We start from the raw sequence: 17,508 nt of genomic DNA, 5'->3' as shown, positions 1-17,508 counted from the left end.
CTGCGACAATTCCGGCCTGAATAAACTATCATTCGTACGTAGCGGTGGGTAGCGGTTTGCGGGTATCACCTTCATTTTGTGAAGTCTGTCGTAGGCTTAACCCACAGGTTCAGTCAAGAAATCAGTACGGTATTGAAAAATGAGCAATTTCAAAGGTAACAAGCAGGACCTGCCCAGCCGAGCGTGCGTGCACTGTCAGCGGCCCATGACGTGGCGCAAGAAATGGGCGAAATGCTGGGACGAGGTCAAATACTGTTCTGAGCGTTGTCGCAGGAGCCACCGTTGAACGAACTGCGCCTGATCCTGGGCGATCAGCTTAATCCGCACCATAGCTGGTTTGATACCTGCAATCCGAAAGTCATTTACGTGATGCTGGAACTGCGGGCGGAAACCGCGTACGTGCTTCATCACGCTCAGAAAGTGATTGCCATCTTCGCGGCCATGCGCGCGTTCGCCTCTGCGTTAAAGGAAAAGGGGCACCGGGTGAGGTATGTCCGGCTCTCTGACGGCTCAAACCGCGGCGCGCTGGAAGACAATCTTAACGCGCTTGTCGAACATTATGGTGCCGACAGGGTGACGTGGCAGGAGCCCGACGAATGGCGCCTGGATGCTCAGCTGCAGGCGTGGGCGAAAACGGCGTCCGTCGAAACGGCCTGCGTCAGCAGCGAGCATTTCTTCACCACCCGTGAACAGGTGAGCGCGTTCTTTGCGACGCGTAAAAGCTGGCGAATGGAGTACTTTTACCGGGAAATGCGTCGTCAGCACGGCATACTGTTAACCTCAGAAGGCGAGCCGGAAGGGGGTAAATGGAATTTCGATGCTGAAAACCGCAGGCGCTGGTCCGGCGAGCCGCCCGCGCCGGGGGATTCGCGTCCGCGCCACGATTATTCAGCCTTATGGGCGGAGATCCAACGCTGCGGCGTAAACACCTTTGGCGAACCGCAGGCCGGGGATTTTCGCTGGCCGCTCAACCGTGCGGAAGCCAAAGCCAGGCTGGATGACTTTATCACTCACGTGCTTCCGCAGTTTGGTGCCTGGCAGGATGCGATGCACGCGGAGGAGCCTTTTCTTTTCCACTCGTTAATTTCATTCGCGCTGAACACCAAAATGCTGAATCCGCGGGAGGTGGTGTCTGCCGCCCAGCAGGCGTGGCGTTCGGGCCATGCGCCGCTGCCTGCCGTTGAAGGGTTTATCCGACAAATTCTCGGATGGCGGGAGTACGTGCGTGGGATCTACTGGTCGCAGATGCCGGGCTATCGGGAGCTGAATGCTTTAGACCAGCACGCCCCGCTGCCGGACTGGTTCTGGACGGGCAAGACGCAGATGCGCTGCCTGGCGCATGCCGTTGGACAGTCGCTCACCGAGGCTTACGCCCACCATATCCAGCGCCTGATGGTCATCGGGAACTTTAGCCTGCTCAGCGGCCTGTCGCCGCAGGCGGTTCATGAATGGTATCTGGGGGTCTACATTGATGCCTTTGAATGGGTGGAGCTGCCCAATACCCTCGGCATGAGCCAGTTTGGCGATGGCGGGTTACTGGCCAGCAAGCCCTACGTCTCGAGCGCGTCATATATTCATAAGATGAGTAATTACTGTCAGGGGTGCCGGTATCAGCACAACCAGCGTACCGGAGAGCTGGCATGTCCCTTCAATGCCCTTTACTGGGATTTCTTTGCGCGCAATCAGGCGCGTCTGGGTCACAATCCCCGCCTGGGCATCGTCTTTAAACAGCTTTCGGACATGAAGGAGGAGGAGCGGCAGGCTATTGCCGATCGCGCCGGGTACATCCGCCTGCATCTCAACGACCTCTGATCGGTATTTCAACACCGCGCCGGTTGCGGTGGGTCAATAAGACGCTATTATTTTTGACTTTGTTGCGTATTCCCTGACAGGACATCCAGACGCTATGCCCGTGAATTTTGACCTTAACGATCTTTATGCTTTCAGAGCGTTAGTGGAATACGGTAACTTCCGTGTCGCTGCTGAATCTATCTGCTTATCCCAGTCGGCGCTGAGCCGCAGGATTGAAAAGCTGGAAGCCGCGCTGGGAAACCGGCTGTTTGACCGTACCACCCGCCGCGTGGCCTTAACGTTATACGGGCAAAACTTTGCTGAACGCTCCGCGCAGCTGCTCGACAACGTCGAGTCCATGCTGGCGGACGTCGATAAGGTCAGTGAAGAGCGGACGGGGCTGATCGCGGTTGCCGCGGTACCGTCCGCCGCCTGCTACTTTATGCCTGATGTGATCCGCCGTTTTCAGTCTCGCTATCCGCGGGTTCGCATTAAGCTCATCGACAGCAGCGCGGGGAACGTGATTGACGCCGTGGCCCGAAGCCAGGCGGATTTTGGCATCTGCTTCGCAGGAAACTTGCCGTCTGAGATCGAATTTTTCCCGCTGGTGGAGGATGTCTATGTTGCGGCCTGCCGAAAGGATCATCCGCTGGCGCAGAAGCGTCACCTGACGTGGCAGGAATTTTACCAGCAGGATTATATCTCCCTCGATAAAACGTCAGGTAACCGTAACCTGCTCGATCGGATGCTGGGGGATATCGTTCCCGAACGCCCGAGCGTCTGCGAAACGCGCCACGTTACCACGATGCTCGGTATGGTAGAGGCGGGGATCGGCATTGCTGCCGTTCCCGCCATGTCGATGCCGACGTCAGAGCACACGCTGCTGACGCATCTGCCGCTGGTGGCGCCGGAAGTGAAACGCACCGTGGGGCTTATCCGGCGCCGGGGGCGCATCCAGTCCTATATTGCGGCTGAACTGGAAAAGCAGATCACCGAGCAGTATCGCCGGACGTAACGGGGAGCATCCCCGTCTCCTTGATGACGGCCCTTGAAGGCGGTGAAGCGAGATAGGTCAGCAGCGCTTTCCCCTCCGCGGTATGTTCTGCATGGCGGGTGACCGCACCCGCGAAGCGCGTGATGTACTGCAGATTATCAGGGATTTTGCCGATAAAGGTGACGCCCTGAACCGGCAGCAGCTCGCTGACCTGCTGGAAGCCCACGGCGTATTTTCCTTTCGCCACTTCTGAGGCGACCGGAATACGCTCGACCATTGTCGCTTTGCCCGCCACGTCCTTTTCAATCCCCAGCTTTTTAAACAACGCCTGGCTGACATACCTGCCGCTGGCGCTGTCAGAGTAGGCGATGGAGCTGGCCTGCAGCAGCGTGTTACGCAGAGCCGCCTCGCTGCTGATATCAGGGACATCCGCCCCTTTTTTCACCACCATGCCAACGGGAGAATCCGCGAGTTCCGTTCGCGAACCCGGCTGGGTCTGTCCGGTTTTTTCGAGCTTCTCCAGCGCATCGCCCACCATAATCACCACGTCGGCTTTCTCGCCGCGCGCCAGTCGGTTTGGGATCGCCTGCGGCGTCGCGCCCATTGAGGGGCCGGGGATGATCACGATTTTATCCCCGGTCCGGCGTTCATACTCCGGGGCCAGCTTTTCAAGAGCGGCTTTGAAGCCGCCTGAAATCATGACCTTCACGTCCTGGGCACAGGCATTAACGCTCAGGAGCGTCAGCACCAGCGCGCTGGCGGTAAAGCGATAAGTGTGTTTCATACTGCCCCCTGTGACTTGACGGTGTTTTGCAGCGATACCGCGCGGCGGCGGTAGAGGTAGAGCGTGGCCAGCAGGGCACACACGGCAGCGAAACTCATCCAGTAGCCAGGCGAGGCTTTGTCACCGGTGTATTCAATCAGCGCGGTGGACATTACCGGGGTAAAGCCGCCAAAGACCGCCGTTGCCAGGCTGTAAGCCAGAGAGAACCCCGCCACGCGCACTTCAGCAGGCATAATCTCCGTCAGGGCCGGGATCATCGCGCCGTTATACAGGCCGTAGAGGAAGGAGAGCCACAGCAGCACGCTCAGCATCATGGAGAAGCTGGGGGCGCTCGCCAGCAGCGTCAGGGCGGGGTAGCTGGTCGCCAGCGCCAGCAGGGCCATGGCAATCAGCACCGGCTTGCGCCCGAAGCGATCCGACAGCGCGCCGCCCACCGGCAGCCAGATGAAGTTCGAAATCGCCACCAGCAGCGTGACCAGCAGGCTGTCCGAGGCGCTGAGCATCAGCACCTTTTTGCCAAAGGTGGGGGCGTAGACGGTGATCAGGTAGAATGCGGTGGTGGTCATCGCCACCATCAGCATGCCCGCGACGACGACCTGCCAGTTGCCAAGCAGCGTTTTAAAGACCTGACGCATCTCCAGATGATGGCGGCGCGCGCTGAACTCTTCCGTCTCCTCCAGCTTGCGGCGCAGGAAGAAGATAAACGGCACGATTAAACAGCCGAACAGGAACGGGATGCGCCAGCCCCATTCGCGAATGGCGCTCTCCTCCATCAGGGCGTTCAGGGCAAAGCCCATCGCCGCAGCGACCATAATGGCGACCTGCTGGCTGCCGGACTGCCAGCTGGTGTAAAACCCTTTGCGGCCCGGCGTGGCGATTTCAGCCAGATAGACCGAGACGCCGCCAAGCTCCGCCCCGGCGGAAAAGCCCTGCAGCAGACGGCCCGTCAGCACCAGCAGCGGCGCCCACAGACCGATGCTTTGATAAGAGGGGATAAGCACAATCAGGAACGTCCCCGCCGCCATGATGGAAAGCGTGACGATAAGCCCCTTTCTGCGCCCCACCTTGTCGATATACGCGCCAAGCACAATGGCGCCTATTGGACGCATCAAAAAGCCCGCGCCGAAGACGGCGAAGGTCATCATTAGCGACGCAAATTCACTGCTCGCCGGGAAGAACGTGTGGGCGATGTAGGTGGCATAGAAGCCGAAAAGAAAGAAATCGAACTGTTCGAGAAAGTTGCCGGACGTCACGCGAAGTATCGCGCCCGCCTTAGATCGTACGGTTGCAGGTGAGGTTGAGGAAAACATGGTTATCTCCAGTTTATTGTTGACGTTTTACGCGTCTGTTTCTGAAAACTGGATCAGGACGAGGAAATAGATAAGCGCAAATGCCGCATCGGCTGATGCATTTTTTGCATGAATATCATTTACCGTGAAAATACAATTAATGGCAACAATAACTTAACAACTTGTTGGCTTTTTATTCACCAATATTCTGTAAGTCTCTGATATTGCGATTTTGTGATGTGGCGCAGCGGGGCGCTTCAGAAAGCGCCGGGTAACCGCTTCATTACCCGGCGGGTGCCATTTAGCGCAGCGCCCTGGCAATAGCGCTGAACATCAGAGAGGCCTCCAGCGGCTGGGCGCTAAAGGACGGCTCCGCCTGCGGCCAGGTAGACCACTGGACGATAACCAGCTTTTCCTTCTGGTTCACCACGATCATTTGCCCAAAAATGCCCAGCGCCCAGAGTGAACCTTTCAGCGAGTCCTGCGCTGCTGGCTCAACGCCGGTAGCATTGGCGGGCACTGCGTTATTCCACCACTGATAGCCGTACAGCCCGTCTGGATGGGCGTCTGATACCGAGCCTTTCGCCTTTGTCCAGTCTGACGACTGCGGGATCCAGTTATCCGGCAGGATCGTCTTACCGTCCGGCAGCGCACCGTTGTTCAGGATAAATTGCCCGAAGCGACCCCAGTCCTCCAGCGTGGCGTTAAAGCCGTGCGCGCCGACGTCGTGCTGGCCTTTGCTGTAGGCATGCCATACGCCGTCGCTCGCCATGCCGTACGGCTGCCAGATGCTCTTCTCCAGATACGCGGCGAGCGTCATGCCGGTGGCGCGCTCCAGCACGTCACCCAGCAGCCAGGCGCCGCCCGATGAGTAAGACCAGCGCTCTCCGGCCGGGTGAACCCTGCGTAGTCCCTTCACCAGCGTGCGCACGCAGTCGTAGGTACCTGGCTTTGCCTCGCACTCGGTGAGCTGCGCGAAATCGGAGTTCGGGTTGGTGTAGTCCTCGTTCCACGCCACGCCCGAGGTGTGGGTGATAAGCTGTTTGAGCGTCACGCCGTCCCACGCGGTGCCTTTCAGGTCGGGTTCATACTGCGTGACCAGGTCGTTGAGCGAGTGAATTTTTCCCTCTTTGAGGGCAACGCCCACCAGCGCCGATACGACCGATTTACCTACCGAACGCGACGTCCAGAGCGTGGAGTCGGTGTTGCCTTCGCCGAGATATTTAAAGGCGACCTTACCGTCTTTCAATACCAGCATACCGCTTACGTTCTGGCGCTTAAGGTAATCCTGAAGGCTGTAGGTCTTGCCGTTCACCTGATAGTGGGCATCTTTCAGCGGTTTCTCTGCCGCCAGCAGCGGCGTAGTTTTGCCATGACGGAACACATCCCCGGCGTAGTTACGGTAGTCATTGCGAAAGCCCACCACGCGGTCAGCCTGGCTCCAGGTGAGCATCTTATGGGTGTCCGGCAGCGCGGCGTCAAAGGGGGCAGGGCAGGCGCTGAGGCCGGCGCCTTCGCAGGCGGCCATTGCCGCAGGGGAGAGCAGGCTGCTGAAGACAAGACCCGCCAGCAGGGCCTGGTTTATTTTTCTGTTTTTCATATCCGTCTCGTATGGGTTAAGAACGGCTTCAGTTTAAAAAGCCCGGCGCTATAATAAAAAACGCATAATGGGGGAAAATCCCCCTCAAAAACGGAGAAAACGTGGCGGGTCTACTCTATTCCTTTGCACAGCTTGAGGCATTCACCGCGGTGGCTGAGAACGGCAGCCTGAGTAAAGCGGCGGTGGCGCTGAAAAAAGACCGCACGACGCTTCGCGATCTGATTGATTTTCTTGAGGACGGGTTGGGCTATGCGCTGTTTATTCGCGAAGGGCGTGCCCTGCGGCTCACGGCGGAAGGAGAGCAGCTCCAGCGTCAGGCGCATCTGCTGATGCGGCAGGTCAAAGCCTTTGAGGCCTTTGCCAGAGAAGTGCCCCACGGCGCCACGCAGGATCTGACGCTGGTCTACGATCCTTTTACGCCCAGAGCCTTTCTGCACGAGGTCATCGCTAAAATGGTGGCGCGAAAAGTCCGGCTGAGCCTCATCTGCGCCTCGCGTGATGAATCTGAACGCCTGCTGACAAGCGATCGTGCGGATCTGGCCATCTGCCAGGCGCGCAACCGCAGCGTGGGTAACGACATGGAGTGGCGGGCCCTGGGGGCAATCGATATGGATTTTTACGCCTCCGGCACGCTGTTTACGGATATTTCATCCCCCCTGTCGCTGCTTGACCTCTCCCTGGTTCCCCAGGTCGTGATGCACCCTGCCTCGGACGAGCCGGTCGCGCGTCGCCTGCAGATTTCCGGGCATACCCTTTTTACTAACGAGCCGGAAATGCTGCGCGGGCTGCTGGAACGCGGATGCGGCTGGGGGTTCTTACCGACCCATTTTCATGCCGCGCGGTGGCAAAACGTAAAAAGGCTGCGCACCGAAGTGGGCAGCCAGGGGATTAGTCAGACGATGGTCACCATCTGGAAGCCGGGGAGCGACAAGCGCGCCGTCATTGCTGACGCGCTGGCGCTACTGCCGGAGGTGTGGAAGCACTCAGCGCTGTGAACAGCCTTTGCACTGTTTGTTCTGGATCTGCTGGAAGAAATCGTTGCCTTTGTCATCCACCAGGATAAACGCCGGGAAGTTCTCGACTTCGATTTTCCAGATGGCTTCCATACCCAGCTCCGGATACGCGACGCACTCCAGGCTCTTGATGCTGTTTTGCGCCAGCACCGCTGCCGGGCCGCCGATGCTGCCGAGGTAGAAGCCGCCGTGCTTATGGCAGGCGTCGGTCACCTGCTGGCTGCGGTTGCCTTTCGCCAGCATGATCATGCTCGCTCCGTGGGACTGCAGTAAGTCCACATACGAGTCCATACGTCCCGCCGTGGTCGGGCCGAGTGAGCCGGACGCGTAGCCTTCCGGCGTTTTGGCCGGGCCCGCGTAGTAAATCGGGTGATCTTTGACGTACTGCGGCAGTTCTTCACCGTTATCCAGCAGCTCTTTCAGCTTCGCGTGGGCGATATCGCGCGCCACGATGATGGTCCCGTTCAGCGACAGGCGGGTTGAGACCGGGTGCGCGGAAAGCTGCGCCAGGATCTCATTCATCGGCTTGTTCAGGTTGATGCTGACCACGTCGCCTTCGCCCTGCTGGCGCAGCGATTCAGGAATGTACTGGCCCGGGTTGTGCTCCAGCTTCTCAATCCAGATCCCGTCGCGGTTGATTTTCGCTTTGATATTACGGTCTGCGGAGCAGGAGACGCCCATGCCGATTGGGCAAGAGGCGCCGTGGCGCGGCAGGCGGATCACGCGGATATCGTGGGCGAAGTATTTACCGCCGAACTGCGCGCCGAGGCCGAGGTTCTGCGCTTCCTGGAGCAGTTCCTGTTCGAGCTGAACGTCGCGGAACGCCTGGCCGTGTTCATTGCCTTCCGTCGGCAGCGCGTCGTAGTAGCGCGTGGAGGCCAGCTTCACGGTTTTCAGCGTGGCTTCCGCTGAAGTACCGCCAATCACAAACGCGATATGGTAAGGCGGGCAGGCCGCAGTGCCCAGAGTGCGCATCTTCTCAACCAGATAGTTTTTCAGCTTCGCCGGGGTGATCAGCGCTTTGGTTTCCTGGTAGAGATAGGTTTTGTTGGCAGAACCGCCGCCTTTTGCCATGCACAGGAATTTGTATTCGTCCCCGTCCACGCTGTAGAGATCGATCTGCGCGGGCAGGTTGGTGCCGGTATTCACCTCTTTATACATGTCCAGCGCCGCATTCTGCGAGTAGCGCAGGTTATCTTCAATATAGGTGTTATACACGCCCTGGCTCAGCGCCGCTTCGTCACCGCCGCCGGTCCAGACGCGCTGGCCTTTTTTGCCCATGATGATAGCGGTGCCGGTATCCTGGCAGGTTGGCAACACGCCTTTGGCGGCAATTTCAGAGTTACGCAGGAACTGCAGGGCAACGTATTTGTCGTTCTGGCTGGCTTCCGGGTCGTTGAGAATGGCGGCAACCTGCTTCTGGTGGGAAGGGCGCAGCATAAACGCGGCATCGTGGAAGGCCTGCTGTGCCAGCAGGGTCAGGGCCTCCGGCTCCACTTTCAGCACTTCATGTCCGTCGAATTCGGTAACGGAAACGTGCTCTTTGGTCAGCAGATAGTATTCGGTGTCATCGTGCGCGAGAGGGAAGGGGTTCTGGTAGATAAATGGTTTGTTTGACATAGCTTGCTCCACAAAAATTAAACCGCCGGAGGAAACGTCCGGCGGTCAGGAATCAGAACATCATTGACATCCACGGATAACCAATCAGCAGCAGGGCCGCCAGGAAGATGGCTCCGAAGATGGTGCCGAGGCGCCAGTAGTCTTTGGTTGGCAGGTAGCCGCTACCGTAGTAAATCGGGCTTGGGCCAGTACCGTACGGGGTGATGATCCCCATCACGCCCAGTGAGGTCACCATCAGCAGGACGAACACTTCCATATTCATGCCCGGAATGGTGGAGGCGATGGTCAGCATCGCCGGCAGCAGCGCCGTGGTGTGTGCGGTGGTGCTGGCAAACAGGTAGTGCAGCAGGTAGAACGCCAGCAGCAGGACGATGGTCGCTACGCCCGGAGAAATACCGCTCATCAGCAGGCCGCCTTCTTTACCTAACCAGCTGATAAAGCCGGTAGAAGAGAGGCCATCCGCCAGTGCCACCAGGGTGGCGAACCAGACGAAGGTGTTCCATGCGGCTTTGTTACCGGTGATATCGTTCCACTCCAGCACGCCGGTCCACAGCATCAGACCAACGATGAGCAGGGCCGCCATGGCAGGCTCAATCCATGCGGCAGCGAAGATCCACATCAGTAGCGCACAGCACACGAACACCAGCAGCAGAATTTCATTGCGGGACAGTTTGCCGAGTTTTTCCAGCTCGCGGGTCGCCCACAGCGGCACTTCGTTATTCACTTTGACTTCAGGTGGGTAGAACCAGTAGGCCAGAAGCGGCATGGTCAGAATCAGCAGGATACCCAGCGGCAGGAAGGCGAGGAACCAGGTGCCCCAGGAGATATCGATCCCAACCGTACTTTTCACCAGCGCCAGGGCCAGCAGGTTTGGCGCGAGGGCGGAGAGGAACATTGAGCTGGTGATACAGGCCGCGGTGATCGCCACCCACATCAGGTACGAACCGATTTTGCGCGCGCTTGGGTCATTCGGTTTTGAACCGTACAGCGGCGGCAGGTTAGCGATAATCGGGTAGATGGTCCCGCCGCTGCGCGCGGTGTTGGACGGGGTGAACGGTGCCAGCAGCAGGTCCGCAAACGTAATGGCGTAACCGAGCGTCAGGCTGCGACGGCCGAGGTACTTCACCAGAATCAGCGCCAGACGGCGGCCGAAGCGGGTTTTGTCATAGCCTGCGGCGAACATAAAGGCACCGAAGATCAGCCAGACGGTGGAGTTACCAAACCCGCTCACCGCCCATTTAAAGGAGGCGCCCGCCAGCTTGAATTTCGGGTCAGCCAGCTGGTCAGGGCTGAACAGCACCCACTGGCTGCACAGGGCAATGGCGACGACGCCGGTCAGGCCGATCACCGCGCCCGGCAGGGGTTCGAAGATCAGACCGACGATCACGCCGACAAAGATGGCGAAGTAGTGCCACGCGTAAGGCGGTAAACCTTCAGGGACGGGAACAAACAGCAGCAGTACGGCGACGACGATGGGTAACGCCATCATCAGCAGTCGTTTTGCGTTTCCATTTGATGCCTGGTTCGCCACAGGGGGCGTTACAGCAGTTTTTGTATTCATAGTTTCACGTCTTAAGTTGTCAAAAATTCGGTCGTACTGAAAAGCACTTTTTTAAGTTTCTTTGCTTTCTTTAGTTATTAAAGGTGCTTTTTTGTATTTTCAGTAATAGCGATTTAACGCGTTTTTGTGTGCGCTAAATTAAAAAATGATGATGTTTTTATATTGCGCTTTTGAATGCCATGACTATTGATCGTGATCAAAAAAATAGAATTGCAGCGTTATTTTTATGCTTTTATTAATAACCACTCTGGCGTATGTGGGTATTGCGTATTTTTTACGTGTTATTTATCATTTTCTTAACAATATTGATTTCAGTGTAATCATATCTTGTTGTTTTTATAGGGTTTGAGTGCGAAACGGTGAATTGGTTTTACCATTAATAATTTAACGATTTTTAAATTATTGTGAATGGCTGAATTACAATCGCTAACACCAATGTGTTATTTGTGTTATCGCAGGGATTAAATAGTTTTTTAACTAACGTAATAACTTTAGAAACTAAAAAAATCATTATATTAATATCATGACATCGGCAAATAACGACGAAATAAAAAATCAATCCGATAACGAATTCTTAATTTTTAAAAGTTTGGAGTTTCAATTATGAGCACTAACGAACGTATTCTTAGCCCCTTCACATTACCGAATGGTACTGAACTGAAAAACCGTTTGTTAATGGCCCCTATGACAACCTGTACCGGCTATTTTGACGGCACCGTCACCAGCGAGCTGGTGGAGTACTATCGGGCCCGTTCCGGCAGCATCGGTACCATCATCGTGGAGTGCTGCTTCGTCGACGATCTCGGTCTCGCCTTCCCGGGTGCCATCGGTATTGATAATGACGAGAAAATTGCCGGGCTGGCGAAAATCGCAGAGGCCATTAAGTCCAAAGGGTCTAAGGCGCTGCTGCAGATCTACCACGGCGGCCGCATGGTCGACCCAAAACTGATCGGTGGCCGTACCCCGGTTGGCCCGAGCGCCGTAGCCGCGCCGCGTGAAGGTGCCGCAACGCCGGTAGCCCTGACCGCTGAAGAAGTGGAAGGCATGATCGGCAAATTTGGTGAGGCCGTGCGCCGCGCCATCCAGGCCGGTTTCGACGGCGTGGAGATCCACGGGGCGAACACCTATCTGATTCAGCAGTTCTATTCGCCAAACTCTAACCAGCGCGACGACGAGTGGGGCGGCAGTCGCGATAACCGCGCGAAGTTCCCGCTGGCGGTGCTGGACATTACCCACAAAATGGTGCGCCAGTACGCGGACGACGCGTTTATTATTGGCTACCGCTTCTCCCCGGAAGAGATGGAAGTCCCGGGCATTCGCTTTGACGACACCATGTACCTGCTGGAAAAACTGGCGGCGCGCGGCGTGGACTACCTGCACTTCTCCGTCGGCGCGACCCTGCGTCCTTCCATTGTCGACACCCAGGATCCGACCCCGCTTATCGAAAAATACTGCGCGATGCGTTCTGAAACGCTGGCGCAGGTTCCGGTCATGGGCGTGGGCGGCGTGGTAAATGCTTCAGATGTGAATGAAGCGCTGGACCACGGTTACGATCTGATTGCCGTTGGCCGCGCCACCATCGCTTACCCGGACTGGACCGACCGCATCGCGGCTGGCGAAAGCCTGGAGCTGTTTATGGACAGCACCAAACGCGAAGAGTTGAGCATTCCGGAACCGCTGTGGCGCTTCTCGCTGGTAGAAGCGATGATCCGCGACATGAGCATGGGCGAATCCAAATTCAAACCGGGTACCTTTGCTGAGAAAGTGCAGGATGACGCTAACGAACTGGTGATTAACGTCAGCCTGGAAACCGACCGCATTGCGGACATCGAGCTGGCCTCCGGCCCGAGTGAAGACGTTGAGTTTGTGACCAGCTTTGAAGAGATCCGTACCCGCATTCTGGACGCCAACACCCCGCACGTGGATGCCATCACCGGCGCAACCAGCCAGAGTGAAGCGGTGAAGAAAGCGGTCTCGAAAGCGATGCTGAAATCCAGCAAAGCGCTGGCCGCGGAAGAGGGCGTTGACCCGAACGAAACCCGCAGCGTGGACGTGGTCGTTGTCGGCAGCGGCGGCGCCGGTCTGGCGGCGGCGATTCAGGCTCACGACGAAGGCGCGAGCGTGCTGATTGTCGAGAAAATGCCGACCATCGGCGGGAACACCATTAAAGCCTCTGCCGGTATGAACGCCGCCGAAACCCGCTTCCAGCGCGTGAAGGGCATTCAGGACAGTAAAGAGCTGTTCTATCAGGAAAGCCTGAAAGGCGGCGGCAACAAGAATAACCCGGAACTGCTGCGTCGCTTTGTCGAGAACGCGCCGCAGGCGATTGAGTGGCTGGCCACGCGCGGCATCATGCTGAACGACATCACCACCACCGGCGGGATGAGCATCGACCGTACTCACCGTCCAAAAGACGGTTCTGCGGTGGGGGGCTACCTGATCAGCGGCCTGGTGCGTAACGTTAACAAACGCAATATCGAGGTGATGCTCGATACCTCCGTCAGCGACATCCTCTTCGAGAACGGCGAAGTGACCGGCGTACGTCTGACCACCGAGGAGAACGAAACCGTCACCGTGGCAACCAAAAGCGTGATTGTCGCCACCGGTGGCTTCAGCGCCAACAGCCAGATGGTTGTGAAATACCGTCCGGATCTGGACGGGTTCGTCACCACAAACCACAAAGGGGCAACCGGTGGCGGCATTGCGCTGCTGGAACGCATCGGGGCGGGTACCGTGGATATGGGCGAAATCCAAATTCACCCAACCGTGGAGCAGAAAACCTCGTACCTGATTTCCGAATCCATCCGCGGCGGCGGGGCGATTCTGGTCAATCAGAAAGGGGAGCGCTTCTACAACGAAATGTCGACCCGCGATAAAGTCTCGGCGTCAATCATCGCGCTGCCGGAGAAATACGCATACATCGTCTTTGACGAGCACGTCCGTGCCAAAAACAAAGCCGCTGATGAGTACATCGCGAAAGGTTTCGTGACCAGCGCCAGCTCGCCAAAAGCCCTGGCTGAAGCGCTGGGTATGGATCACCACGCTTTCCTCGCGACCCTGGAACGCTACAACGGTTTCGTTGAGAAACAGCACGATGACGATTTTGGTCGTACCACCGCGCTGCGTGCGCCCATCAACGAAGGGCCGTTCTACGCCATCCAGATTGCGCCGGGCGTGCACCACACCATGGGCGGCGTGACCATCAACACCGAAACCTGCGTGCTGGACAGCAACCACAACGTTCTGCCAGGCGCGTTTGCGGCCGGTGAAGTGGTCGGCGGGATCCACGGCGCTAACCGTATCGGCGGTAACGCAGTGGCAGATATCATTATTTTTGGTACGCTTGCAGGACATCAGGCGGCTATGCGTTCGAAAAAGCAGTAAGACCCCTGTGTTGTAGGCCGGATACGCGCAGCGCTATCCGGCATTTTCCCCGGCGGCACGGTGCCTGCCGGGGCTACATCTGAGGACTCATGCTATGCCTGATAGCCATCGCGTTTACAGCTACTCCGCCGTCCTGATGGGCTCACCCATTCTCCTGAAACTCTTCTCCCACGACGAAGCCCTCGCGTCCCGCGTCTTTCGCCTGATCAAACAGTACGAAGATCTGCTCACCGTCAACCGCGCGCATTCGCAGGTCATGGACATCAACCATGCGGCCGGCCAGCATCCGGTTACCGTCAGCCGGCCGGTGTTTGAGCTGATCCGCTGTGCAAAAGCGGCAAGCCTGCTCAAGGACAGCGCCTTTAATCTGGCGATAGGTCCGCTGGTTAAACGCTGGAAAATTGGTTTTCAGGGGGACAGCGTTCCGCCTGCCGATGAAATCGCGTCGCTGCTCGCGATTACCCGTCCTGAAGATGTCATTCTTGATGAGGCCAGCAGCAGCGTGTTTCTGACCAGAGCGGGGATGGAGATCGATCTGGGGGCCATCGCCAAAGGCTATATCGCCGACAGGGTGCGTGATTACCTTCATAAAGAGGGCGCTGAGCTGGGGCTGATCAACCTCGGCGGGAACATTCAAACGTTAGGCTCGCCGGAAGGAGGCTGGAGCGTGGGGCTGAAAAAACCGTTCGCCGGTGACGCGCTGATCGGCACGATGACCGTAGAGAACCTGTCCGTCGTGACGTCGGGAACCTACGAGCGCTACTTTGAGCAAAACGGCAGGCGCTATCACCATATTCTCGACCCGCGTACCGGGTATCCGCTGGACAACGAGCTGGACAGCGTGACGATTATTTCGAAAGACTCTATCGACGGGGATATCTGGACCACGCTGATGTACGGCATGGGGATAGAAAAGGGCTGTGCCGCCCTGCGCGCACGCCCCGATATAGAAGCAATCTTTGTGACCAAAACAAAAGAAGTGGTGTTCTCTTCAGCACACCACTTCCGCTTTACCCTGCTGGATGACGACTACCGCGTTACTGACAGTATTGCTTGAGCAGGCCGGTCTGCTCCGGCTGGAGACGGTAGCGATACACCGGACGCCCGGTCGCGCCGTAGTGAATGCTGGTGAACAGAATGTTGATTTGCGCGAGCCAAATCAGGTACTTACGGCATGACACGCGGGAGATATTGACCGCGTTTGCCAGGTCATCGGTAGAGAACTCCGTTTCCGGGTGAGCGTCAATCCACTGGCAAATCGTGCGCAGCGTTTGCGGCGTTAACCCCTTCGGCAGCTTTTTACTGTCCGCCAGCTCCGGCGCCCCGCCGTGGATCAGCCGGTCGACGTCGGCCTGCTCATAATACTGGTGCGAACCCATCAGGTTGTGCTTTGCCTTCCAGCCGTTCAGCGCCTCTTCAAAGCGCGGGAACTGGAACGGCTTTATCAGATAATCCACCACGCCGTAGTGAATAGAGGTCTGGATCGTGGCGGCGTCGGCTGCCGACGAGATCATAATCACATCGATTGGGCGACCGGATGCGCGAATAACAGGCAGCAGATCCAGCCCGTTATCCTGCTGCATATAGACATCCAGCAGCACCAGATCGACAGGCTGCCCGGGGTTATTAATGATGGCCTCGGCCTGGTTTAGCGTGGAGGCGACGCCGCAGCAGCTAAAACCTTCAACACGGTTGACATACAGACGGTTGAGGTCGGCTACCATGGCGTCATCATCGACAATTAATACATTTATCACGCGATATTCCTCTCGCTATCCCAGGGGATGTGAACAAAAAATTGGGTAAATACGCCAGGCTCAGACTCGACGGTGATATCGCCGCCGAGGTTCTGGATCTGCTGGCGAGCAAGGAACAGCCCAACGCCGCGGTTTTCACCTTTTGTTGAGAAGCCCTTTGTAAAAATAGCTTCCAGCTGGGTAGGATCAATGCCGGGGCCATCGTCGCTGACTTCACAGCTGAGCCAGCCATTCTGATAATGCAGCAGCAGGCCGATCTCACCTTCCTGCTGTCCTTCCATCGCGTCGAGCGCGTTTTCAATAAGGTTACCCAGCGCGGTGATCAGCACCGCGACCTGCTCTTCACTCGCGGTATCCGGTATCTGGCATTCATCCGCCAGCGTCAGGGTGACGCCCGCTTCCTTCGCCCGGTTGATTTTACCCAGCAGGAACCCGGCGATAACCGGGGATTTTACCTTGCTCTGTATCGTACCGATATCCGTCTGGTAATTTTGTGCCGTCTGAATGATGTACTCTTCCAGCTTGTCGTAGCGCTTCATGTGCAGCAGGCCCAGGATCACATGCAGTTTATTCATAAACTCGTGGGTATGGCTGCGCAGGGCGTCGACGTAGTTAACCATGCCATCAATACGCTGCATCAGCTGGCTGATTTCCGTTTTATCACGGAAGGTGGTGATGGCGCCGATCACCCGATCCTGACTTTTAACGGGCACCATATTGCAAAGCAACAGACGCCCGTTACAGCTGATCTCCTGATCCTGGCGCGCAACGCCCGTCTTTGAGACTTCACGCAGGCCGGCCAGCAGGGGCGCGCTGGCGTTTTCGGTCTGCTTGCCGGCGGGGAGAAGCAATATTTCTCTGGCGGTCTGGTTGATCATCGTCACGCGCCCGTGAATATCGACGGCCAGCACCCCCTCGCGAAGCGACTGCAGCATCGCCTGACGCTGTTCGAACAGGACGGAAATTTCGTAAGGTTCGAGTCCGAACAGGATGCGTTTCAGGACCCGCACCAGGCCCCAAATCGCCATCGAGCTCATAAAAATACTGAATAAAATGGTCCAGACGGCGTTTAGCCGCCCGCGGGCAATCTGCTCTTCAACCTTATTCAGGGAGATACCGACCACCACTACGCCGATCTGCTCGTGCTGGCCGTCGTAGACGGGGGTAAAAACGCGCAGCGCTTCGGCGAGCGCGCCCCGGTTAACCGATACGTTCTCTTTGCCTTCCAGCGCGGGGGTTAAATCATCACCGATAAAATGCAGCCCCAGCAGCGCCTCGTTCGGGTGAGAGTAGCGGATCCCTCGCATATCGGTGACCACGGTGAACAGCAGATCGTTTCGTTTCGTCACCGCCTGGGCGATGGGCTGAATAATATTCTCCTGCGGAGCCTGCATCAGGCCGCGCTGTATCTCGGGGCTGTCGGCGAGGGTGCGGGCGATGCCGAGCGCGGTGTCTTTCACATCATCGCGGGTCGCCCGGGTGATTTGTACGGAGTAGAGCGCAAAGACCACCAGCAGCACAGAGGCAATAATCGCGCACACCATCAATGTGACCAGGGTGTTCAGCTTCATGGGGCGCTTGCGCGTCGGAAGGAAAGGCTGCAAATCGCTCATCAACACTCCGCGATGATTAAGAAAGGGGTAATTATCGCCGATGACGGGCTTTTCTTAAAGCCATGTAAAGGCGTGGATTTGGTCCTCTTTTCGTGACCCCCC

13 protein-coding genes are annotated in these 17,508 nt (G+C 57.3%); 6 read left to right on the top strand and 7 right to left on the bottom strand.

Annotated elements, in window-relative coordinates; genetic code table 11:
• Positions 1–139: 139 nt before the first annotated feature.
• The 3 genes from N037_RS24360 to N037_RS19165 all read left to right on the top strand — a co-directional run bounded on the left by N037_RS24360 (position 140) and on the right by N037_RS19165 (position 2,806).
• A complete protein-coding gene (locus N037_RS24360; RefSeq protein ID WP_071787470.1) occupies positions 140–286 on the top strand; it encodes a DUF2256 domain-containing protein in 147 nt (48 codons plus the stop codon).
• Positions 283–1,812 (top strand): cryptochrome/photolyase family protein, encoded by a 1,530-nt coding sequence (locus N037_RS19170; protein ID WP_032642790.1) that lies wholly within the window; start codon positions 283–285, stop codon positions 1,810–1,812. The genes N037_RS24360 and N037_RS19170 overlap by 4 nt, the downstream gene beginning before the upstream one ends.
• Positions 1,813–1,906: 94 nt before the next feature.
• Positions 1,907–2,806 carry a LysR family transcriptional regulator gene (locus N037_RS19165; RefSeq protein ID WP_032642789.1) on the top strand — a complete coding sequence of 300 codons (900 nt, stop codon included), beginning with the start codon at positions 1,907–1,909 and terminating at the stop codon, positions 2,804–2,806.
• On the opposite strand, the gene N037_RS19160 is transcribed toward N037_RS19165, so the two are convergent.
• The 3 genes from N037_RS19160 to N037_RS19150 all read right to left on the bottom strand — a co-directional run bounded on the left by N037_RS19160 (position 2,781) and on the right by N037_RS19150 (position 6,458).
• Positions 2,781–3,569, bottom strand: a complete 789-nt coding sequence (locus N037_RS19160) for a substrate-binding domain-containing protein (RefSeq protein ID WP_032642788.1) — start codon at positions 3,567–3,569, stop codon at positions 2,781–2,783. The two genes, N037_RS19165 and N037_RS19160, sit on opposite strands and share 26 nt — an antisense overlap.
• Positions 3,566–4,879 carry an MFS transporter gene (locus N037_RS19155; protein WP_023336204.1) on the bottom strand — a complete coding sequence of 438 codons (1,314 nt, stop codon included), beginning with the start codon at positions 4,877–4,879 and terminating at the stop codon, positions 3,566–3,568. The genes N037_RS19160 and N037_RS19155 overlap by 4 nt, the downstream gene beginning before the upstream one ends.
• 280 nt (positions 4,880–5,159) lie before the next feature.
• Positions 5,160–6,458, bottom strand: coding sequence for a serine hydrolase domain-containing protein (locus N037_RS19150; protein WP_032642787.1), 1,299 nt, complete (start codon positions 6,456–6,458; stop codon positions 5,160–5,162).
• 101 nt (positions 6,459–6,559) lie between these two features.
• Between N037_RS19150 and N037_RS19145 the strand changes: the two genes are divergently transcribed.
• The gene (locus N037_RS19145; protein WP_032642786.1) at positions 6,560–7,453 is read left to right on the top strand and encodes a LysR family transcriptional regulator; all 894 of its coding nucleotides are present in this window, start codon (positions 6,560–6,562) and stop codon (positions 7,451–7,453) included.
• Here the strand turns inward: N037_RS19145 and fumA are convergent.
• The gene (gene fumA / locus N037_RS19140) at positions 7,442–9,091 is read right to left on the bottom strand and encodes a class I fumarate hydratase FumA (RefSeq protein WP_032642785.1); all 1,650 of its coding nucleotides are present in this window, start codon (positions 9,089–9,091) and stop codon (positions 7,442–7,444) included. The genes N037_RS19145 and fumA overlap by 12 nt on opposite strands.
• A 52-nt stretch (positions 9,092–9,143) precedes the next feature.
• Positions 9,144–10,652: an anion permease gene (locus N037_RS19135; RefSeq protein ID WP_023336200.1), complete on the bottom strand. Its 1,509-nt coding sequence runs from the start codon at positions 10,650–10,652 to the stop codon at positions 9,144–9,146.
• Positions 10,653–11,255: 603 nt separating this feature from the next.
• Between N037_RS19135 and N037_RS19130 the strand changes: the two genes are divergently transcribed.
• Positions 11,256–14,036, top strand: a complete 2,781-nt coding sequence (locus N037_RS19130) for a flavocytochrome c (protein WP_032642783.1) — start codon at positions 11,256–11,258, stop codon at positions 14,034–14,036.
• A 94-nt stretch (positions 14,037–14,130) separates the two neighbouring features.
• On the top strand, positions 14,131–15,093 hold the full coding sequence (locus tag N037_RS19125; RefSeq protein ID WP_032642782.1) for an FAD:protein FMN transferase: 963 nt from the start codon (positions 14,131–14,133) through the stop codon (positions 15,091–15,093).
• Here the strand turns inward: N037_RS19125 and dcuR are convergent.
• Entirely contained in the window at positions 15,074–15,793 is a 720-nt protein-coding gene (dcuR, locus tag N037_RS19120) for a two-component system response regulator DcuR (protein WP_023336197.1), read from the bottom strand. The genes N037_RS19125 and dcuR overlap by 20 nt on opposite strands.
• On the bottom strand, positions 15,790–17,406 hold the full coding sequence (locus tag N037_RS19115; RefSeq protein ID WP_032642781.1) for a sensor histidine kinase: 1,617 nt from the start codon (positions 17,404–17,406) through the stop codon (positions 15,790–15,792). The genes dcuR and N037_RS19115 overlap by 4 nt, the downstream gene beginning before the upstream one ends.
• Positions 17,407–17,508 lie beyond the last annotated feature (102 nt).

Source organism: Enterobacter sp. EGD-HP1, from assembly GCF_000733275.2.
Taxonomy (GTDB): domain Bacteria; phylum Pseudomonadota; class Gammaproteobacteria; order Enterobacterales; family Enterobacteriaceae; genus Enterobacter.
This window is presented reverse-complemented; position numbering and strand designations above follow the sequence as displayed.